This window comes from Halomonas sp. B23F22_10 (assembly GCF_043496975.1).
In the GTDB taxonomy this organism is placed as follows: domain Bacteria; phylum Pseudomonadota; class Gammaproteobacteria; order Pseudomonadales; family Halomonadaceae; genus Halomonas; species Halomonas smyrnensis.
Genome location: NZ_JBIEKF010000002.1, coordinates 555386 through 573594, shown reverse-complemented (window position 1 = coordinate 573594; position 18209 = coordinate 555386). Strand labels below are relative to the sequence as shown.

Here is an 18209-nt window from a genome sequence, read left to right as displayed (position 1 = left end):
GCGGCTCATTACGAATCAAAGGTAGTCAAGATGCTCGAAGTCAAGGATCTGCACGTCACGGTCGAGGGTTCCGAGATCCTCAAGGGCCTCAACCTGACCATCGGCGCCGGTGAAGTCCATGCCATCATGGGCCCCAACGGGGCCGGCAAGTCCACGCTGTCCGCGGTGATCGCCGGCAAGGACGGCTACGAGGTCACCTCCGGCTCGATCACCTACGAGGGCCAGGACGTCCTCGAGATGGAGATCGAGGAGCGCGCCCGCGTCGGCCTGCTGCTGGGCTTCCAGTACCCGGTCGAGATCCCGGGGGTGAAGAACATCTACCTGCTCAAGGCCGCGCTCAATGCCAAGCGCGAGGCCGAGGGCCTGGGCGAGATTCCGGCGCCCGAGTTCATGAAGCTGATCAAGGAGAAGATCGCCTTCATGAAGATGGACGCCAGCTTCCTGCAGCGCGCCGTCAACGAGGGCTTCTCCGGCGGCGAGAAGAAGCGCAACGAGATCCTGCAGATGCTGGTGCTGCAGCCGAAGCTCGCCATGCTCGACGAGATCGACTCCGGCCTCGACATCGACGCCCTGAAGGTCGTCGCCGAGGGCGTCAACTCGCTGCGCGCCGAGGATCGCAGCATCCTGCTGGTGACCCACTATCAGCGCCTGCTCGACTACATCGTGCCGGATCGGGTGCACGTGCTGGTCGATGGCCGCATCGTCAAGAGCGGTGATGCCGAGCTGGCGCGCGAGCTCGAGGACCGCGGCTACGACTGGCTGCTGGAGGGCTCCGCGGCATGAATGACGACGTGCAACGCTTCCTCGATCGCCTGAGCGAGCGCAGCGCAAAGCGCGGCGACGAGCCGACCTGGATCGCCGCCCGGCGCCAGGCCGGCGCCGCCCGCTTCGAGGCGATGGGCTTCCCGCATCGCCGCGTCGAGGCGTGGAAGTACACCGACGTGCGTGACATCGCCCGCACCGACTTCGCCCTGATCGACGACGCCGAATTCTCGCCGGCCACCGCGGCGGCGCTGACCCTGCCGCTGGACGCGCACCGCCTGACCTTCGTCGACGGCGTCTTCGCCCCGGCGCTGTCGGACCTCGGCAACCTGCCGGCCGGCGTGCAGGTGCTGCCGCTGTCCCAGGCCCTGGAAGAGAACCACGAGGCCGTGGGCGGCCCGCTCGGCCGGCTCACCGGCGTCGATTTCTCGGCCTTCGCCGCGCTCAACACCGCCTTCTTCGAGGAGGGCGCGCTGGTCCGCCTGGCGCCGCGCACCGTGGTCGACAAGCCCATCGTGCTGCAGTTCCTGTCCCGGGCCGGCGAGCAGCCGGTGATGAGTCATCCGCGTATCCTGGTCGAGGCGGGCGGCCGCAGCCAGGCGACCCTGATCGAGCATCACGCCGGCGAAGAGGGCGCAGCCAACTTCACCAACCTGGTGGAGGAGATCATCCTCGATCGCGGCGCCATCCTGACCCACTACAAGCTGCAGGAAGCGCCGCTCAAGGACCGTCACATCGCCAGCATCCAGGTGGAGCAGGGTCGCGACAGCCGCTACACCTCGTTCAACCTGAACCTGGGCGGCGGCCTGGTGCGCAACGACGTGGTCAGCGACCTCAACGGCGAGGGCGCCGAGGCGGCCCTGCACGGGCTGTTCTACGGCCAGGGTCGACAGCATGTGGACAACCACACCGAGGTCAACCACAACGCGCCGCACACCCGTTCCAGCGAGAACTACAAGGGCATCCTCGATGACCGCGCCCATGGCGTGTTCAACGGTCGGGTGGTGGTCAAGCGCGACAGCCAGAAGATCGAGTCCGAGCAGAGCAACGCCAACCTGCTGCTCTCCGACCGTGCCGAGGTCGATACCAAGCCCGAGCTCGAGATCTACGCCGACGACGTCAAGTGCGCCCACGGCGCCACCACCGGCCAGCTCGACAAGGAAGCGGTCTACGCCCTGCGCGCCCGGGGCATCGACGAGCAGACCGCCCGCGGCCTGCTGACGCTGGCCTTCGCCGGCGAGGTCATGGAGCTGGTCGACCTCGACGCCGTGGCCGAGCGGGTCGAGCTCACGGTGGCCGGCAAGCTGCCGGAACGCTTCAACCTGGCCGGGCTGGTGGAAGCCGCCGCGGCGCTCAACGAGGACTGATCCATGGTCGACTTCAGCGATCTGCTGCTCGACGTGGCGCGGGTCCGCCGCGATTTCCCGATCCTCGATCGGGAGGTCCACGGCAAGCCGCTGGTCTATCTCGACAACGCGGCCACCAGTCAGACTCCGCGTCAGGTGATCGAGGTCTTCGACGAGTACTACGGGCGCTACAACGCCAACATCCATCGCGGCCTGCACACCCTGGCCGACGAGGCCACCGCGGCCTTTGAGGGTACCCGGGAGACCGTGCGTGCCTTCCTCGGCGCCGCCGAGAGCCGCGAGATCGTCTTCACCCGTGGTACCACCGAGGCGATCAATCTGGTGGCGGGGAGCTGGGGCCGCGCCAACCTGGGCCAGGGCGACGAGGTGCTGATCTCGCGCCTGGAGCACCACTCCAACATCGTGCCCTGGCAGATGCTGGCCGCCGAGAAGGGCTTCACCCTCAAGGTGATCCCGGTCGACGAGCGCGGCGTGCTCGACCAGGCCGCCTACCGCGACCTGATCTCCGAGCGCACCCGGCTGGTGGCGGTCAATCACGTCTCCAACGCGCTGGGCACCGTCAATCCGGTGGCCGACATGGCCAGGGTGGCCCATGAGCACGGCGCGCTGATCCTGGTCGATGGCGCCCAGGCCGCGCCGCACCAGGCGGTCGACGTGCAGGCGCTCGGCGTCGACTTCTATGCCTTCTCCGGCCACAAGGTCTATGGCCCCACCGGCGTCGGCGTGCTCTATGGCCGCGCCGAGCTGCTCGAGGCCATGCCGCCCTGGCAGGGCGGCGGCGAGATGATCGCCACCGTGTCCTTCGAGGCGCCCACCACCTTCGCCGGTATCCCGCACAAGTTCGAGGCCGGCACCCCGGCCATCGCCGAGGTGATCGCCCTGGGCCGCGCGCTTGAGTGGGTCGAGGGGATCGGCCTGCCGCTGATCGGCGCCTGGGAGTCGCGGCTGCTCGAGCACGCCACGCGCAGCGTGTCGCGCATCGACGGCCTGCGCATCCTCGGCACCGCGCCCGAGAAGGCCGGCGTGCTGTCGTTCGTGGTCGAGGGCGCCCATTCCCAGGACATCGGCCTCTTGATCGATCAGCTCGGCGTGGCAATCCGCACCGGACACCACTGCGCCCAGCCGCTGCTGTCCTCGTTCGGCGTCGATGCCACCTGCCGCGCCTCCTTCGCCGCCTACAACACCCCCGAGGAGGTCGACGTCTTCGTCGACGGCCTGGAGCGGGTCGTGGGCATGCTGCGCTGAGCGCCGCTCCCGGATCACGGCCGCGGCGGGCACCCTGAGGACTCGCCGTGGCCGCTGTGAATGAAGCTCCAAGGAGTCCTATGAGCGAGATCGACGATCCCCTGGCGAGCCTGCACAAGGGCCAGGTCCTGCCTCTGCAGCGCGACGTCGAGGTCATCTCCATTCCCTTCGGCAAGACCATCACGCTGCCCGAGGACAGCGAGGTCAGCGTGATGCAGGCCAAGGGCAACTCGGTCAGCGTGGGTCACGAGGGGCGGCTCTACCTGATCGAGGGCAGCCATCTCGACGCCCTGGGGCTCGAGGCCGTGCCGCGTCCGACGCTGCCCGAGGACGCCTCCGAGGAGGCGATCGAGCAGTTCGTCTGGGACCAGCTACGGACCTGCTTCGACCCCGAGATTCCGGTCGACATCGTCGAGCTCGGGCTGGTCTATGGCTGTCGTATCGAGCGGCTGATCACCGGCGAGCGCATCGTCACCATCCGCATGACGCTGACCGCGCCGGGCTGCGGCATGGGCGACGTGATTGCCGCCGATGCGCGCCACAAGATTCTCGGCGCCCCGCAGATCAGCCAGGTGCACACCGAGATCGTCTTCGATCCGCCCTGGAGTCGCGAGATGATGAGTGACGAGGCCAAGCTCGAGCTCGGCATGTTTTAACCGGAAAGGCGGATGCCCATCTCATTGTGGAAAGGTGTCAGGGGACTGTTGATGTCGCTGGGGGTGCTCGCGCTCCTGGCGATTCTGCTTTTCGTGGGCGCCAATCTGTGGATGCTGGCCGAGACCCGGGAACGCATCGATCACGGGTTGTCGCAGTGTGGCCCCGAGCGGGTGGCCATCGTCTTCGGCACGTCCCACTGGACGCGCAGCGGCAAGCGCAATCCGCACTTCGAGGGGCGCATGCAGGCCGCGGCGAGGCTGTACCGCAGCGAGCGGGTACAGCATCTGCTGCTGTCCGGCGACAACAGCACCCGCTATTACAACGAGCCGGTGACCATGTGGCGGGACCTGCGCGGCCGTGCGGTGCCCGATGCGGCCATGACGCTGGACTACGCCGGCTTCAGCACCTTCGATACGCTGTCACGGGCGCGCGGCGTCTTCGACGTGGATCGGGCGCTGCTCGTCACCCAGTCGTGGCATCTGCCGCGGGCGCTGTTCATCGCCGAGGCGCTGGGGATCGAGGCGCGCGGCTGCGCGGCACCGGAGCGCCCCACGGAGGGGGTGCTGTGGCTGAAGGCTCGGGAGTGGGTCGCGCGAGTGGCGACCCTGGGCGATCTCTACGTCTGGGGGCGGGAGCCCCATTTCCTGGGACCCGAGGAGCCGCTGCAGATCGTGCCGCGGGCGGCGATCAGCGCCGCTGATGCTTCTTCTGCTGCCGATACAGCTCGCGAATCAGCGAGCGACAGTGCTTCCAGCACTCCTCGATGACCGCCTCGATGGCGTCGGGCAGGGGGTGGGTGTACAGGGTGGAAAGCGCCTGCATCAGCACCCGCTCCTGTTCCAGCAGCTCGTTGATCAGCACCTGGCTGTCGTCGCCGACGAAGCTCTTCAGTCGGCTCCATAGCCACATGTAGTCGTCGCGCTCGACATCGGCATCGCGGGGGAGGAGGGCAAGATGCCGGCGGGCCAGCTCCTGCAGCTCGCGCATCAACGCTTTCCGGGTATCGAAATAGGGCTGCAGGACCTCGCGCAGGCTCGGCCGCAGGCGCTCATGGTTGTCCTGGAAATAGTCGATGCTGTCGGCCAGCGCCTCGAGGACGCTGTCCATCGCCACCTGGCGATTATCGAGAAACATGGGCGGTCACCTCCTCCGGTGACGCAGATTGTGGGGGTGTCGACGGGCTTTTGCCACCCCCAGTGGCCAAATATTTAGGCGTTGTGGCTTATCCTTTCGGCTTGGGCGGCGCCTTGCGTCGCGGGGTCGAACTCTTCTCCAGGTGCTCGATGATCAGCCCGGCGATGTCCTTGCCCGTGGCGGTCTCGATGCCCTGCAGGCCGGGCGACGAATTGACCTCCATGATCACCGGGCCATGGTTCGAGCGCAGCAGGTCGACCCCGGCCACGCGCAGGCCCATGGCCTTGGCGGCACGGATCGCCGTGGAGCGCTCCTCCGGGGTGATGCGGATCACGCTGGCGCTGCCGCCGCGGTGCAGGTTGGAGCGAAACTCGCCCTCGGCGGCCTGGCGCTTCATCGACGCCACCACCTTGTCGCCGATCACCAGGCAGCGGATATCGGCGCCCTTGGCCTCCTTGATGTACTCCTGGACCATGATGTTGGCCTTCATGCCCATGAAGGCCTGGATCACCGATTCGGCGGCCTGGTTGGTCTCGGCCAGCACCACGCCGATGCCCTGGGTGCCCTCCAGCAGCTTGATGACCAGCGGGGCGCCGCGAACCATGGTGATCAGGTCGGGAATGTCATCCGGGGAGTGGGCGAAGCCGGTCACCGGCAGGCCGATGCCCTTGCGCGACAGCAGTTGCAGCGAGCGCAGCTTGTCCCGCGAGCGGGTGATCGACACGCTGTCGTTGAGTACCGGCGTGTTCATCATCTCGAACTGACGCAGCACGGCGCAGCCATAGAAGGTGACCGAGGCGCCGATGCGGGGAATCACGGCATCGAAGGGTTCGAGCTGTTCGCCCTTGTAGTGGATCGAGGGCTGATGGGAGGCGATGCTCATGTAGCAGCGCAGGGTGTCCACCACCCGGGTGGTATGGCCCCGCTGCTCGGCGGCTTCGATCAGCCGGCGAGTGGAATAGAGTCTGCGATTACGGGACAGCAGCGCGATATGCATAGGGCCTCCGATGCCATGGGGGAGCGGTTCAGGGTTCGCCGTGCAGGAAGCCGGCGCCGGGCGCCACCAGCAGCCGCCGCAGGGCACGACGCCCGAGCAGCATGGGGTGGCGCATCTGGCGACGGTCGGCGAGGGTCAGCTCGACGGGGAACTCCAGTTCGCCGAGCTGCATCAGCGTGCGGATCACGTAGCGCCATTCGGCCTGGCCGTTGGAGCTGGTGACCTGGCGCCGGTCGTACAGGTGCAGGCAGTGCACGTGGGCCGGGCTCGTCGGCCCGCCGCCACGGGTGGTGAAGCTGACCCACAGGTGGCCGTCCTGCTCGAAGGATTCGATGTCCTCGGCGTGCAGGGATGAGGTCCTGGCGCCGGTATCGGCCTTGGCGCACAGCGTCAGGCCGAGTTCCGGCAGGGTCACCATCTCGCGGCGGCCGATCACCGCCTTGGCCTGGTAGGGCAGCTCCTTCATGGCATCGCTCCTTGTGATGTCATCCGCGAGAGTGAGGTCATCCGCGAGAGTGAGGTCATCCGCGAGACAGGGCGCCCAGGCGGCGACCGATGGCGGAATCCGGCGCGGCTTCGCGCAGCGTCATCAGCACCGGCAGCCGCAGGCGCGGGATCAGCGCCAGATCGCGGGCCACGGCGGAAAAGTCCGCGCGCGGCGTGTCGGCGAGCCGGGTCAGGAAGCGCGGCAGGCGCTCGCCGTCCTCCAGGTGTCGCCAGCCGCGTCCGGCGATGGCCGCCAGCAGATCCGGGCCGCAGGCCTCGGGGTCGTCGAGCAGGGCGTCGAACCAGGCGCCGGCGATCGTGCTCTCGGCGCCGGACACGGCACGCACGCAGGCGCAGAAGGTCTCGATATCGCCGGCCTCGGCGGCCGCTTCGCCCCGGGCGCGGAGCGCCTCGGCCAGCGGCCGTGAAACGCCGACATGCTCCAGACAGTAGCACAGCGAGGCCAGCACTTCGTCGGGCAGGGTCGGCAGGCGTGCCGCCAGTCGCTCGGCCTGGTCGTCATCCATGCGCACGGCGACGTCGGCCAGGCCCTGCAGGCCCAGTGCCCGCCAGTCCAGGTCCTGCTGGCCTTCCAGGTAGGCCTCGGCGGGCTCCATGTGCTGGCTGGCCGGCTGCCCCGTGTCGTGGCTCGCCCGGGCGTGCAGCACGGCCTGGAAGGGCAGGGATGGGGTGAAGGCCAGGGGATTGTCCTTCATCAGGTTGTCGATCGCCTCGCCGTCCTCGCGGCCGAGGCCCTGGACGTTGCGACCCAGGGTTTCCAGCAGGCGCTGCAGGAAGGCGTCGCGGGGCGCCGGGTCGAGCCGGCCCTGTTCGTCCAGCGGCAGCGCCAGGAACCAGATCAGCGGATCTTCCATCTCGCCGAGACGAAACACCATCGCCAGCCGCGCCTTGCCTTGCCAGGGCTGGGGCCAGGGCCGCTCGTCCCGCTCCAGGGCGGTCAGCGTCTCAAGCTCGCAGGGTTCGACGCCGCGCCCCATGTGGTAGAGCCATGTCTCGGCTCCGGTGCGTGCGAAGAAGTCGTGGAAGCTGTCGATCGGCTGCATGCGGTTTCCCTCTGTGACGAGCGTGCACTCTACCGTGGTGCCCCGACGCTGTCAGCCCGTGGCAGCGGGCGTTGATGAGCCGGCTGATCAAAACCTGAACGATCCCGCTTCGGGCCCACCGCATCGGCCTCGGCGACGGCTTTCCAGTGGTTATCCACAGGAACATTCAGCGCTGCTGTGAATGAATGCATCGCCCGGCCGCTATGGCGCCCATAATGGGCCACTATTGGTTCATGACCGAGATTTCCACTACTGTCTGTGCGAAAATGAAATATTAAATGGTCGTTTTTATTCCAAAAGCAGAATCCCAACGGAGGCACATCATGCTTCGTCGCTTCACTCTGACGCTACTCTCCGCCGGCGCCATCGCCTTCTGCGGCGGCGCCTTCGCCCAGGACACGACGCTCCGGGTCGGCATGTCGGGGGGGTATTTCCCCTTCACCTTCGTCGAGCAGGACACGCTCAAGGGCTTCGAGGTCGATGTCATGAACGCGGTGGGCGAGGAGATGGGCGCCGAGGTAACGTTCGTGACCGCCAACTTCTCCGGCCTGTTCGGCATGCTGGAGTCCGGTCGCATCGACACCATCGCCAATCAGATCACCATGACCGAGGAGCGCGAGGCGAAGTATGCCTTCACTTCGCCCTACGTCTATGACGGCGCTCAGGTGGTGGTCAAGGAGGGCAGTGACGAGATCGGCGGCGTCGAGGACCTGCGCGGCAAGCGCGTGGCGGTGAACCTCGGTTCCAACTACGAGCAGCTGCTGCGCGAGCTGCCCTACGCCGATGACATCGATATCCGCACCTACGAGAGCAATATCGAACAGGACACCGCGCTGGGCCGCGTCGATGCCTTTATCATGGATCGCGTCAGTGCCAGCCAGGTGATCCAGGAGAAGCCGCTGCCGCTGCAGCTGGCCGGTCAGCCGTTCTCCGAGATCCACAATGCGCTGCCGTTCCACGATACCGAGCAGGGTCGCGCCCTGCGCGACGAGGTCGACGCGGCGCTCGAGGCCCTGCGCGAGGACGGCACGCTGACCGATATCTCCGAGCGCTGGTTCGGCAACGACATCACGCGGCCCTGAGGCGAAGCACCCGACATGAGCGTGCTCGATTTCGACTACATGCTGGGGCTCGCGCCCATCCTGCTCGGCTATCTGCCGCTGACCCTGGCGATGGCCGCGGCGGGGATGGTGCTGGCCCTGGCCCTGGCCTGCGGGCTGGCGGTGATCCGGGTGCTGAAGCTTCCGGGGCTGAACGGCATCACGCTGCTGTTCATCTCCTTCTTCCGCGGCACTCCGCTGCTGGTGCAGCTGTTCCTGTTCTACTACGGCCTGCCCCAGGTGCTGGCTTTCCTGACCCAGATCGATGGCATCACCGCCACCATCATGGGGCTGACGCTGCACTTCTCGGCCTACATGGCGGAGTCGATCCGCGCCGCCATCGTCGGCGTGGACCGCAGCCAGACTGAGGCGGCGCTGTCCATCGGCATGACCAACGGCCAGCTGATGCGGCGGATCGTGCTGCCCCAGGCCACCCGGGTGGCCGTGCCGACGCTGATGAACTACTTCATCGACATGATCAAGGCCACCTCCCTGGCGTTCACCCTCGGCGTCACCGAACTGATGGGGGCGACCCAGAAGGAGGCGGCCGGGAGCTTCCTCTACTTCGAGGCCTTCATCACCGTGGCGGTGATCTACTGGGCCATCGTCGAGCTGCTGGCCTGGTGCCAGCGGCGCCTGGAACGCCGACTCAACGAGGCCTATCGCCGATGATCAAGGTCAACCAACTCGTCAAGCGCTTCGGCCACGCCACCGTGCTCGACGGCATCGATCTGGAGATCGAGCGGGGCGAGATCATCGTGGTGATCGGCCCGTCGGGCACCGGCAAGTCGACCCTGCTGCGCTGCCTCAACTTCCTGGAGCGGCCCGATGCCGGCCGGCTGACCCTGGGCGATCTGGATGTCGACGTGACCCGGGCCAGCCGCGCCGACATCCTGGCCGCACGACGCCGCACCGCCTTCGTGTTCCAGAACTATGCGCTGTTCGCCAACAAGACGGCACTGGAGAACATCGCCGAGGGGCTGATCGTGGTCAATCGCTGGCCCAAGGCGAAGGCCCATGCCCGGGCCGGGGAAATCCTCGAGCGCATCGGCCTGGCCGACAAGGCGGACGCCTATCCGGCCTCGCTGTCCGGCGGCCAGCAACAGCGGGTCGGCATCGGCCGCGCCATGGCCGCCCAGGCCGAGGTGATCCTGTTCGACGAGCCGACGTCGTCGCTGGACCCGGAATGGGTCGACGAGGTGCTGGCGCTGATGAAGCAGCTAGCCGCCGAGCGCCAGACCATGCTGGTGGTGACCCACGAGATGGCCTTCGCCCGGGACGTCGCCGACCGGGTGGTGTTCATGGAGGGCGGGCGGATCGTCGAACAGGGCCCGCCCTCGCGGCTGTTCCAGGCCCCCGAGGATCCGCGTACCCGGGATTTTCTGCGCAAGGTCTTGCCCCCGGCACCGGCGTGACAGGGGGTGGCCCGCATCGTGCAGGCGCGGGATAATGGTCCCCTAGTCAGATCAGAGGTATTTCCCATGACCGTTCATCAGGAACTCGAGCAGGCATTGCGCGAACTCGAGTCCACCATGAAGGCGTCCGACCTGTGGCGCATGGAGCGTCCCGCGCCGGAGGCCTTCGACAGTTCCGAGCCGTTCTGCATCGACACGATGTCACTGCCCCAGTGGCTGCGTTTCGTGTTCATCGCCCGGCTGGATGCGCTGGTGGAGGCGCGCGCGCCGATGCCGGCGAGCTGCGACGTGGCTCCCGCCGTGGAGGCCTATCTGATCCAGGAAGGTGCGAAGGCCAGCCAGCGGGTGCTGATGGGCAAGGTGATGGAGCGGATCGACCAGCTGGTCACCGAGAACTGAGTCGCTCATGCCCTATTACTTCGCCTACGGCAGCAACATGAACGCCGCCCGGATCGAGGCACGGATCGGCACGACCCGGCGTGCCTTGTCCGGAGTGCTGCGCGACCATGGCCTGCGCTTCGACAAGGCCTCTCGGGTGCCCGGCATCAGCCACGCCAACGTGGTGCCCGCCGCCGGTGAGCGGGTCGAGGGGGCGCTGTTCGAGCTGCTCGCCCCGGAGCAGATCGAGTGCATGGACCCCTTCGAGGGCTACCCCCACGACTACGATCGGCTGCGCCTGCCCATCCACACGGGGCAAGGCCCCATCGAGGCCTGGGTCTATGTGGCCGCGCCGGGAACCACCGGCGAGGCGCTGCGGCCGGCGCGGGAGTATCTCGATCATCTCCTGGCCGGGAAGCCCTTCCTGAGTGCCGACTATCACGCCCGCCTGGCCGAGGTGGATGCCATCGAGGGGCTCGACGACGAGACGCTCAAGGCGTTGGGGCTGTCGCGCCATATCGCCTGCTAGCGGCCCCGACACTCGTCATGCCGCTTGCACACAAGAAAGGCCCGCCGTTCGGCGGGCCTTTCTTGCAGGGCATGTCGACGCGGCTCAGAAGCGGAAGCTGATGCCGCCCATCACCACCAGCGGGTCGATCTCGACGTTGCCGATGTCGGTGCCGTTCAGCTCGGCATCGGTGTCGATGTCGAGGTACCAGGCGGCGGCATTGAAGGCCCAGTGTTCGTCGATCAGCAGGTCGACGCCCAGCTGGGCGGCCGCGCCCCAGGAATCGTCCAGCTCCAGATCACCGCCGTCGATGTGCTCGTCGGAGAAGTGGGTGTAGTTAACGCCCACCCCGGCATAGGGCTGCACCCGCGCCTGGGTGCCGCCGAACGGATAATACTGCAGGGTCAGGGTCGGCGGCAGGTGCTTGGTGGAGGCGAGGTTGGCGTCGTTGAGCCGGATGTCATGCTCGAAGGGCTCGGCTGCCAGCAGTTCCACGCCCAGCTTGTCGGTGAAACGATAGCCCAGGGTGAAGGCGAAGCCGTTGTCGTCCTGCACGTCGACGTCGTAGGTGCCGCCGGCGAGATCGCCGTTATCGCTCTTGGGCGCGACCTTGGCCACGCCGACGCGGGTGTAGATATCGCCGGCGCCGTAGGCGAGCGCCTGGCTGCTGGCGACGAGGCCGGTGGCGACGATCAGGGTGGAGATCAGGGGGCGGCGCATGGGGCTGGCTCCTCGGTGACGGTAAGCGAGGGCTCCAGTCTACGGGGTGCGCCGCGGCGCCGATTTGACTCAAGGCAAAATGGTTCGCGGCTCGAATTGATGCACATCAAAAGATGACGCCGGGCACGGGGCTCGGCGTCATGGCGGTCATCTCGGCGTCGAGAATCAGAAGCGGTAGGTGAAGCTGCCGCCGACGGTGACCGGATCCACCTCGGCCTCACCGATGTCGGTACCGTCGAGCTTGGCGTCGGCGTCCACGTCCGCGTATTGGGCGAAGGCGCCGATCAGCAGGTGATCGGTCAGGGCGAAGTCCACGCCTGCCTGGGCGGCGGGCCCGTAGGATTCCTCGATCTCCAGCCCGGACAGTTCCTCGTCGGAGAAGTGCGTGTAGTTCAGGCCGGCGCCCACGTAGGGCTGAATTCGTGAGTCGGTGCCGCCCATCGGGTAGTAGTTGAGCATCAGGTTGAGCGGCATGCGCTCCACGCTGCCGATGCCGGCGCCGTCGAGGGCCAGGTCGTGCTCGAACGACTCGGTGCCGTTGAGTTCGACGCCGAACTTGTCGTGGAACTGGTAGCCCAGGCCATAGGCGAAGCCGCGCTCGTCGGAGATGTCCAGATCAGCACCGGCCACGCGGCCGTTGTCATCCTTGACCTCGGTCTTGGCGATGCCGCCGCGCACGTAGAAATCGCCGGCCTGGTAGGCCATGGCGGACTGGGCGCCGACGAGGCCGGCAGCGGTGAGGGCGGTGGCGGTGATCAGGCGAATCGTTTTCATGGGAAGCCTCCCGTTGTGTTCCTGAATGCCGGCGCCGAGTGATTCGGCGTCTTCGGCGTCCTTGCATCGCGTCCTGTAGAGCATAGAAACACCGTTTCTAAATGTCTTGTAGAATTTTTCTATTACTCGAGGGCTGATTTGGCCGCGTCATGATGAAATGCTTCACTGACAGGGTTTTATCTCGTATAGGATGAATACAACTTTCACATTTCCTGCATGGAATTCGCCGATCTCGGGGTTTTCGGCTTCACTGAATCGGTGAGACAGGCGACAGCGAGAGGGAATGGCCATGCGCGTCGGGAGGCGCTTTCCCGCCAGGCCGAGGCCGGGCGACAGGCCGCTGGTCGCGCTGCTGACGGCGGCGGGGCTGTCGGTATGGTTACTGTATCAACCCGCGCTGGTGCAGGGGCTCGATTGGCCTTGGCGGGCAGTGCTGGTGCTGCTGGGCATGTGGGCGCTGGGTTGCGCCTTTGCGCGGCCGCTGGCCATGTCGGTCGGCGGGCGGGGGCTGTGGCGGCTCTCCGCCGCGACCTGGAGCCGGGCGCTGTTGCCGCTCTTTGCGCTGGCGTTGGTGGGGCGTAGCCTGCTGGGCTGAGTCCGGGCGGGGTCGGCGAGACACGAAAAAGGGCTCCCGCAGGAGCCCTTCTCGGCGCTTGATACGCGTCCTTATCGAGTGATGTGCTGATATTCGCCGGCGTCGGCGGTCACGCTGCTCACCACCAGAATGGCAATGAAGGCGGCGATGAAGCCGGGAATGATCTCGTACACCCCGGGGCCCCCCAGGAAGGAGCCGTTCCAGCCCAGCGAGATCCAGAGCATCACGGTGACGGCGCCCGCGATCATGCCCGCAATGGCGCCCGCGCCATTGGTGCGCGACCACATCAGCGACAGGATGATCAGCGGGCCGAAGGCCGCACCGAAGCCGGCCCAGGCGTTGCTGACCAGCCCCAGGACCTGAGAGTCTGGATCGGACGCGATGACGGCGGCCACCAGGCCGACCAGGGCGACGCAGACGCGGCCCACGGTGACGGTCTCTCTCTCCGTCGCCTGCTTGCGCAGGAACAGACGGTAGAAGTCTTCGGTCAGCGAGGAGGAGGCCACCAGCAGCTGGCTGGAGATGGTGCTCATGACGGCCGCCAGCAGCGCGGCATAGAGGAAGCCGGTGATGAGCGGGTGAAACAGCAGGTCGGCGAGGATGATGAAGATCGTTTCAGGATCCTCGACATTCATGCCGTTGCGCACCGCGTAGGCGCGGCCGAAGATGCCCAGCGAGACCGCGCCGATCAGCGAGATGAGCATCCAGCTCATGCCGATGTTGCGGGCAATGGGCACATCCTTGAGGGTGCGGATGGCCATGAAGCGCACGATGATGTGCGGCTGGCCAAAGTATCCCAGGCCCCAGGTCACCGCCGACAGCCAACCGATCAGCGTCAGGCCGTCGGTCCACGACAGCAGGGTGGGATCGACCTCGTTCAGGGTCTGGGACGCCTGACCGAAGCCGCCGCCGCCCTCGCCGAACAGCACCACCGCCGGCATGATCACCAGGGCCAGCATCATGATGCAGCCTTGCACGAAGTCGGTCATGCTCACGGCCATGAAACCACCGACCACGGTGTAGGCCAGCACCACGCCCAGCGTGATGATGATGCCCGTGCCGTAGTCGCTCATGCCGCCGAGGTTGATCACGCCGGAGAACGCGCTCTCGAAAAGCTTGCCGCCCGCGACCAGGCCGGATGCCGTGTACACCGCGAAGAACACCACGATGACGATGGCGGAGACCGTTCTCAACGGGATCGCCTGGGTCGGGAAGCGATTCGCCAGGAACTGGGGAATGGTGATGGCGTTACCGTAGTGCACCGTCTGCTCGCGCAGGCGCGGCGCCACCAGCAGCCAGTTGAAGAAGGCCCCGACCAGCAGGCCGATGCCGATCCAGGCCGAGCCCAGCCCCGAGACGAACATGGCCCCGGGCAGGCCCAGCAGCAGCCACCCACTCATGTCCGAGGCGCCGGCGGACAGGGCCGCCACCTTGGGACTCAGGGACCGCCCCCCCAGGATGTAGCCTTCCGAGGTCGACGTTGACTTGCGCATGGCATAGAGACCGATGGCGATCATCAGCGCAAAGTACGCAAAGAGACTGATCCAGACACCAATAGCCATATGAACTCTCCTGTTGGTTAGGCCGGATGAATATCCAGCGGGTGGCTGGTGGGCATGCCGGCCGCCACGCGGGTGGCGAGGATCACGTCCAGAGAGCGTAGGCACCTGAGGCCATGGGTGGCGTTGTTTTCGACCATGAGAGACTTCCTTCAGTTTGTTGTCGTTACGGACGAGCGGGGATCACTCGTCTCCCAGCGCAAGCAGTGACGCATTGCCGCCGAGGGCGGCGGTATTGATCGTCACCGTCTTTTCCGTGGCGAACCGCAGTAGATAGTGGGGTCCACCCGCCTTGGGGCCCGTTCCGGAGAAGCCCTGGCCGCCGAACGGCTGGACCCCGACGACGGCCCCAATGATATTGCGGTTGACGTATACGTTGCCAACGCGAATTTTCTGCGCGATCTCCTCGGCGAAGGATTCGTTGCGGCTGTGCACCCCGAACGTCAGGCCATAGCCGCGTCCGTTGATCGATTCGATCACCCGGTCGAGGTCCTGGGCCTTGTAGCGCACGATGTGCAGTACCGGGCCGAACTGCTCGCGCTCCAGGGCGTCGATGCCGTCGATCTGGAAGGCGCTGGGGGCGATGAAGGTGCCCTCGGCGGTATGCGCCGGATCGAGACGGGTCTCGGCCAGCAGGCGACCCTCGCCCTTGAGCCGGTCGATGTGCGCCTGCAGCCCCCGGCGGGCGTCCTCGTCGATCACCGGGCCCACGTCGGTGCCCAGGTCGCGCGGGTCGCCCACGTGAAGTTCGGCCATGGCGCCCTCGAGGATTTGGATCACGCGGTCGGCCACGTCGTCCTGGAGGTAGAGCACGCGCAGCGCCGAGCAGCGCTGGCCGGCGCTCTGGAAGGCCGAATGGATGACGTCGGCCACGACCTGCTCGGGCAGGGCGGTGGAATCGACGATCATGGCGTTCATGCCGCCGGTCTCGGCCACCAGGGTCGGCAGCGCGGCGTTCTCGCGGTTGGCCAGGGCGCGATTGATGATCTGGGCGGTGTCGGTGCCGCCGGTGAACACCACGCCGGTGACACGCGGATCGCTGGTCAGCACGCTGCCCACGGTGGGACCGTCGCCGGGCAGCAGCTGCACCACGTCGCGGGGCATGCCGGCCTCGCGCAGCAGCTCGACGACCCGGTGGGCGACGATCGAGGTCTGCTCGGCGGGCTTGGCCAGCACGGTGTTGCCGGCCACGGCGGTGGCGACCATCTGGCCGCAGAAGATCGCCACCGGGAAGTTCCAGGGGCTGATCGCCGCGAACACGCCCTTGCCGCCCATCATCAGCTCGTTGGACTCGCCGGTCGGCCCCGGCAGGCGGGTCGGTTCGGCGAACAACTCCTCGGCGCGCACGGCGTAGTAGCGGCAGAAGTCCACCGCTTCGCGGATCTCGTCGACGCCGTCGGTGAGCAGCTTGCCGCCCTCGCGGGAACACAGCGCCATCAGCTCCGCCATGTTCGCCTCCATCAGGTCGGCGAAGCGACGCAGGATGTCGGCGCGTTCGCTAACCGGCGTCGCTTCCCAGCGCGGGAAGGCCGCCCAGGCGGCGTCCAAAGCCTGCTCGGCCTGAGCCTTGGTGGTCCACAGCACCGTGCCGACGCGCTGGCGGCGGTCGTAGGGCGCGGTCACCTCGTGGGTCTGCGCCGGGTCGCCGGCCACGTCGAAGGCCAGCAGCGGGCGCGCCTCGTACACGGTGTCCATGTGCTTCGCCATGGCATCCATCAGCGGCTGGTACTGGCTGCGGATGTTGAGGTTCGCGCCCTTCGAGTTGGGCCGACCGGGCCCGTAGAGATCGCGGGGCAGGGGAATCTGGGGGTTGGCCAGGCCATCGTACTGGCGCAGGGTCTCCGCCGGGTGCACGCACAGCGATTCCACCGGCACCTTGGGATCGACCAGCTGGTGGACGAACGACGAGTTGGCGCCGTTCTCGAGCAGCCGGCGCACCAGGTAGGGCAGCAGGTCCTTGTGGGCGCCGGTAGGCGCGTAGATGCGGCAGTAGGTGCCCTGGGGGGCGCGCTTGAGGGCCGCGTCGTAGAGCGCCTCGCCCATGCCGTGCAGGCGCTGGAACTCGAAGGCCCGGTCGGCGGCGTTGGCCTGCTCGAGGATGCTGGTGATGGTGTGGGCGTTGTGGGTGGCGAACTGCGGGAAGATCCGGCCGCGGGTGGCGTCGGAGAGCAGGAAGCGCGAGCACACCAGATAGGCCACGTCGGTGGCGGACTTGCGGGTGTAGACCGGATAGCCGTCCACGCCCAGCTGCTGGGATTCCTTGATCTCGCTGTCCCAGTAGGCGCCCTTGACCAGGCGCAACGGGATCTCGTCGCCCTGGTGCTCGGCCAGGCGATTGAGATAGTGCAGCACCGGCAGGGCGCGCTTGGAATAGGCCTGGACCACCAGGCCGAACTTGCCCCAGCCGCGGCAGGTCTCGCTTTCGTAGACGGCGCGGAACACCTCCAGCGACAGCTCCAGGCGGTCGACCTCTTCGGCGTCGATGGTCACGGCTACGTCGCGCTCACGGGCCATCTGGGCCAGTTCGCGCACGCTGCCGACCAGCTCGCGCAGCACCTGCTCGCGGCGGCCGAACTCGTAGCGCGGATGCAGTGCCGACAGCTTGATGGAGATCGACGGCGTGGGGGTCTTCGCCGACAGCGAGCGGCTGGTCTTGCCGACCCGCTCGATGGCGTGAGCGTAGTCGTCGAAGTAGCGCTTGGCGTCGCGGCGGGTGCGGGCGGCCTCGCCGAGCATGTCGTAGGAGTAGGTGTAGCCTTTGTCGAACAGCGGCTTGGAGCGTTTGAGCGCCTCGTCGATGTCGCGGCCGAGGACGAACTGCTTGCCCATGACCTTCATGGCCTCGACCATGGCGCGGCGGATCACCGGCTCGCCCATGCGGTTGACCATCTTGTTGATGAAGCCGGACGGTCGGCCCTCCTGAGGCTTGTCCAGGGTCACCACGCGGCCGGTCATCAAGAGGCCCCAGGTCGAGGCGTTGACCATCCAGGATTCGCTCTTGCCGAGGTGTGCCTTCCAGTCGGCGGGGCCGAGCTTGTCCTCGATCAGGGCGTCGGCGGTGGCCTTGTCGGGAATGCGCAGCATGGCCTCGGCCAGACACATCAGCATCAGGCCTTCATGGGTATCCAGGCTGTACTGCTGGAGCAGCTCGTCGATGGTGTCGACGGCGGTGTCCATCTCGCGGATCTCGCGCACCAGTTCGGCGGTCTTCTCGGCGGTGCGGGCGAAGTCCTGGCGGCCCGCGCCGAGTGCCTGGATCAGCTCCTCGACGAAGTCGCTCTCGTCGACCACGTAGTGCTCGCTGATGCGGGCGAAGAGGGTGTCGAGGTCCTGACGCCAGGTGGCGTCTTCCAGCATGTTGTTGGCGTTGAGCATGTCGTTTCCCGATGGAGCCGGTCGTCGCAGGGTGGTGATTTCGTCTTTGCGTCGGGGGCTTCGACGAAATGAC

Annotated in this window: 19 protein-coding genes; 11 read left to right on the top strand and 8 right to left on the bottom strand. The window is 67.0% G+C overall.

What is annotated here, in order from left to right; genetic code table 11:
• Positions 1 to 30: 30 nt before the first annotated feature.
• From sufC to ACGTNF_RS06780, 5 genes are all read left to right on the top strand, one after another.
• Positions 31 to 783 carry a Fe-S cluster assembly ATPase SufC gene (sufC, locus tag ACGTNF_RS06800; RefSeq protein WP_016853896.1) on the top strand — a complete coding sequence of 251 codons (753 nt, stop codon included), beginning with the start codon at positions 31 to 33 and terminating at the stop codon, positions 781 to 783.
• Entirely contained in the window at positions 780 to 2129 is a 1350-nt protein-coding gene (gene sufD, locus ACGTNF_RS06795; protein WP_394601031.1) for a Fe-S cluster assembly protein SufD, read from the top strand. The genes sufC and sufD overlap by 4 nt, the downstream gene beginning before the upstream one ends.
• Before the next feature lie 3 nt (positions 2130 to 2132).
• Entirely contained in the window at positions 2133 to 3374 is a 1242-nt protein-coding gene (locus ACGTNF_RS06790) for a SufS family cysteine desulfurase (RefSeq protein ID WP_394601030.1), read from the top strand.
• Positions 3375 to 3454: 80 nt separating this feature from the next.
• Entirely contained in the window at positions 3455 to 4030 is a 576-nt protein-coding gene (gene sufT / locus ACGTNF_RS06785; protein ID WP_016853893.1) for a putative Fe-S cluster assembly protein SufT, read from the top strand.
• Between the two features lie 12 nt (positions 4031 to 4042).
• Positions 4043 to 4798: a SanA/YdcF family protein gene (locus tag ACGTNF_RS06780; protein ID WP_394601029.1), complete on the top strand. Its 756-nt coding sequence runs from the start codon at positions 4043 to 4045 to the stop codon at positions 4796 to 4798.
• On the opposite strand, the gene ACGTNF_RS06775 is transcribed toward ACGTNF_RS06780, so the two are convergent.
• From ACGTNF_RS06775 to ACGTNF_RS06760, 4 genes are all read right to left on the bottom strand, one after another.
• Complete coding sequence (locus tag ACGTNF_RS06775; RefSeq protein ID WP_016853891.1) at positions 4719 to 5165, bottom strand: hypothetical protein; 447 nt, start codon at positions 5163 to 5165, stop codon at positions 4719 to 4721. The two genes, ACGTNF_RS06780 and ACGTNF_RS06775, sit on opposite strands and share 80 nt — an antisense overlap.
• Positions 5166 to 5253: 88 nt before the next feature.
• Positions 5254 to 6162, bottom strand: coding sequence for a 30S ribosomal protein S6--L-glutamate ligase (gene rimK / locus ACGTNF_RS06770; protein WP_394601028.1), 909 nt, complete (start codon positions 6160 to 6162; stop codon positions 5254 to 5256).
• 28 nt (positions 6163 to 6190) lie between these two features.
• Positions 6191 to 6628, bottom strand: coding sequence for an ATP-dependent zinc protease family protein (locus ACGTNF_RS06765; RefSeq protein WP_016853889.1), 438 nt, complete (start codon positions 6626 to 6628; stop codon positions 6191 to 6193).
• Positions 6629 to 6683: 55 nt separating this feature from the next.
• On the bottom strand, positions 6684 to 7712 hold the full coding sequence (locus tag ACGTNF_RS06760) for a DUF3549 family protein (protein WP_394601027.1): 1029 nt from the start codon (positions 7710 to 7712) through the stop codon (positions 6684 to 6686).
• A 323-nt stretch (positions 7713 to 8035) separates the two neighbouring features.
• Here ACGTNF_RS06760 and ACGTNF_RS06755 point away from each other — a divergent pair, with 323 nt between their 5' ends.
• The 5 genes from ACGTNF_RS06755 to ACGTNF_RS06735 all read left to right on the top strand — a co-directional run bounded on the left by ACGTNF_RS06755 (position 8036) and on the right by ACGTNF_RS06735 (position 11134).
• The gene (locus tag ACGTNF_RS06755; RefSeq protein WP_394601026.1) at positions 8036 to 8794 is read left to right on the top strand and encodes an amino acid ABC transporter substrate-binding protein; all 759 of its coding nucleotides are present in this window, start codon (positions 8036 to 8038) and stop codon (positions 8792 to 8794) included.
• Positions 8795 to 8809: 15 nt separating this feature from the next.
• Entirely contained in the window at positions 8810 to 9484 is a 675-nt protein-coding gene (locus tag ACGTNF_RS06750; protein WP_016853886.1) for an amino acid ABC transporter permease, read from the top strand.
• Positions 9481 to 10227 (top strand): amino acid ABC transporter ATP-binding protein, encoded by a 747-nt coding sequence (locus ACGTNF_RS06745; RefSeq protein ID WP_394601025.1) that lies wholly within the window; start codon positions 9481 to 9483, stop codon positions 10225 to 10227. The genes ACGTNF_RS06750 and ACGTNF_RS06745 overlap by 4 nt, the downstream gene beginning before the upstream one ends.
• Before the next feature lie 66 nt (positions 10228 to 10293).
• Entirely contained in the window at positions 10294 to 10626 is a 333-nt protein-coding gene (locus ACGTNF_RS06740; protein WP_016853884.1) for a YqcC family protein, read from the top strand.
• Positions 10627 to 10633: 7 nt separating this feature from the next.
• Positions 10634 to 11134, top strand: coding sequence for a gamma-glutamylcyclotransferase family protein (locus ACGTNF_RS06735; RefSeq protein ID WP_394601024.1), 501 nt, complete (start codon positions 10634 to 10636; stop codon positions 11132 to 11134).
• A gap of 84 nt (positions 11135 to 11218) precedes the next feature.
• Here ACGTNF_RS06735 and ACGTNF_RS06730 read toward each other — a convergent pair whose 3' ends face one another.
• Complete coding sequence (locus ACGTNF_RS06730) at positions 11219 to 11833, bottom strand: OmpW/AlkL family protein (RefSeq protein ID WP_394601023.1); 615 nt, start codon at positions 11831 to 11833, stop codon at positions 11219 to 11221.
• A gap of 165 nt (positions 11834 to 11998) precedes the next feature.
• A complete protein-coding gene (locus tag ACGTNF_RS06725; protein WP_394601022.1) occupies positions 11999 to 12607 on the bottom strand; it encodes an OmpW/AlkL family protein in 609 nt (202 codons plus the stop codon).
• Positions 12608 to 12890: 283 nt separating this feature from the next.
• On the opposite strand from ACGTNF_RS06725, the gene ACGTNF_RS06720 reads away from it, so the two are divergent.
• On the top strand, positions 12891 to 13202 hold the full coding sequence (locus ACGTNF_RS06720) for a hypothetical protein (protein WP_394601021.1): 312 nt from the start codon (positions 12891 to 12893) through the stop codon (positions 13200 to 13202).
• Between the two features lie 71 nt (positions 13203 to 13273).
• On the opposite strand, the gene putP is transcribed toward ACGTNF_RS06720, so the two are convergent.
• Together putP and putA are read right to left on the bottom strand one after the other, a co-directional pair.
• Positions 13274 to 14764, bottom strand: a complete 1491-nt coding sequence (gene putP, locus ACGTNF_RS06715) for a sodium/proline symporter PutP (RefSeq protein WP_394601020.1) — start codon at positions 14762 to 14764, stop codon at positions 13274 to 13276.
• Positions 14765 to 14944: 180 nt separating this feature from the next.
• Positions 14945 to 18136 (bottom strand): bifunctional proline dehydrogenase/L-glutamate gamma-semialdehyde dehydrogenase PutA, encoded by a 3192-nt coding sequence (putA, locus tag ACGTNF_RS06710; protein ID WP_394601019.1) that lies wholly within the window; start codon positions 18134 to 18136, stop codon positions 14945 to 14947.
• Between the last annotated feature and the right edge of the window lie 73 nt (positions 18137 to 18209).

What these genes read in the sequence shown, in the direction of transcription:
- sufC (WP_016853896.1), top strand. Translation starts at nt 31, where the DNA reads ATGCTCGAAGTCAAGGATCTGCACGTCACGGTCGAGGGTTCCGAGATC.
- sufD (WP_394601031.1), top strand. Translation starts at nt 780, where the DNA reads ATGAATGACGACGTGCAACGCTTCCTCGATCGCCTGAGCGAGCGCAGC.
- ACGTNF_RS06790 (WP_394601030.1), top strand. Translation starts at nt 2,133, where the DNA reads ATGGTCGACTTCAGCGATCTGCTGCTCGACGTGGCGCGGGTCCGCCGC.
- sufT (WP_016853893.1), top strand. Translation starts at nt 3,455, where the DNA reads ATGAGCGAGATCGACGATCCCCTGGCGAGCCTGCACAAGGGCCAGGTC.
- ACGTNF_RS06780 (WP_394601029.1), top strand. Translation starts at nt 4,043, where the DNA reads ATGCCCATCTCATTGTGGAAAGGTGTCAGGGGACTGTTGATGTCGCTG.
- ACGTNF_RS06775 (WP_016853891.1), bottom strand. Translation starts at nt 5,165, where the DNA reads ATGTTTCTCGATAATCGCCAGGTGGCGATGGACAGCGTCCTCGAGGCG.
- rimK (WP_394601028.1), bottom strand. Translation starts at nt 6,162, where the DNA reads ATGCATATCGCGCTGCTGTCCCGTAATCGCAGACTCTATTCCACTCGC.
- ACGTNF_RS06765 (WP_016853889.1), bottom strand. Translation starts at nt 6,628, where the DNA reads ATGAAGGAGCTGCCCTACCAGGCCAAGGCGGTGATCGGCCGCCGCGAG.
- ACGTNF_RS06760 (WP_394601027.1), bottom strand. Translation starts at nt 7,712, where the DNA reads ATGCAGCCGATCGACAGCTTCCACGACTTCTTCGCACGCACCGGAGCC.
- ACGTNF_RS06755 (WP_394601026.1), top strand. Translation starts at nt 8,036, where the DNA reads ATGCTTCGTCGCTTCACTCTGACGCTACTCTCCGCCGGCGCCATCGCC.
- ACGTNF_RS06750 (WP_016853886.1), top strand. Translation starts at nt 8,810, where the DNA reads ATGAGCGTGCTCGATTTCGACTACATGCTGGGGCTCGCGCCCATCCTG.
- ACGTNF_RS06745 (WP_394601025.1), top strand. Translation starts at nt 9,481, where the DNA reads ATGATCAAGGTCAACCAACTCGTCAAGCGCTTCGGCCACGCCACCGTG.
- ACGTNF_RS06740 (WP_016853884.1), top strand. Translation starts at nt 10,294, where the DNA reads ATGACCGTTCATCAGGAACTCGAGCAGGCATTGCGCGAACTCGAGTCC.
- ACGTNF_RS06735 (WP_394601024.1), top strand. Translation starts at nt 10,634, where the DNA reads ATGCCCTATTACTTCGCCTACGGCAGCAACATGAACGCCGCCCGGATC.
- ACGTNF_RS06730 (WP_394601023.1), bottom strand. Translation starts at nt 11,833, where the DNA reads ATGCGCCGCCCCCTGATCTCCACCCTGATCGTCGCCACCGGCCTCGTC.
- ACGTNF_RS06725 (WP_394601022.1), bottom strand. Translation starts at nt 12,607, where the DNA reads ATGAAAACGATTCGCCTGATCACCGCCACCGCCCTCACCGCTGCCGGC.
- ACGTNF_RS06720 (WP_394601021.1), top strand. Translation starts at nt 12,891, where the DNA reads ATGGCCATGCGCGTCGGGAGGCGCTTTCCCGCCAGGCCGAGGCCGGGC.
- putP (WP_394601020.1), bottom strand. Translation starts at nt 14,764, where the DNA reads ATGGCTATTGGTGTCTGGATCAGTCTCTTTGCGTACTTTGCGCTGATG.
- putA (WP_394601019.1), bottom strand. Translation starts at nt 18,136, where the DNA reads ATGCTCAACGCCAACAACATGCTGGAAGACGCCACCTGGCGTCAGGAC.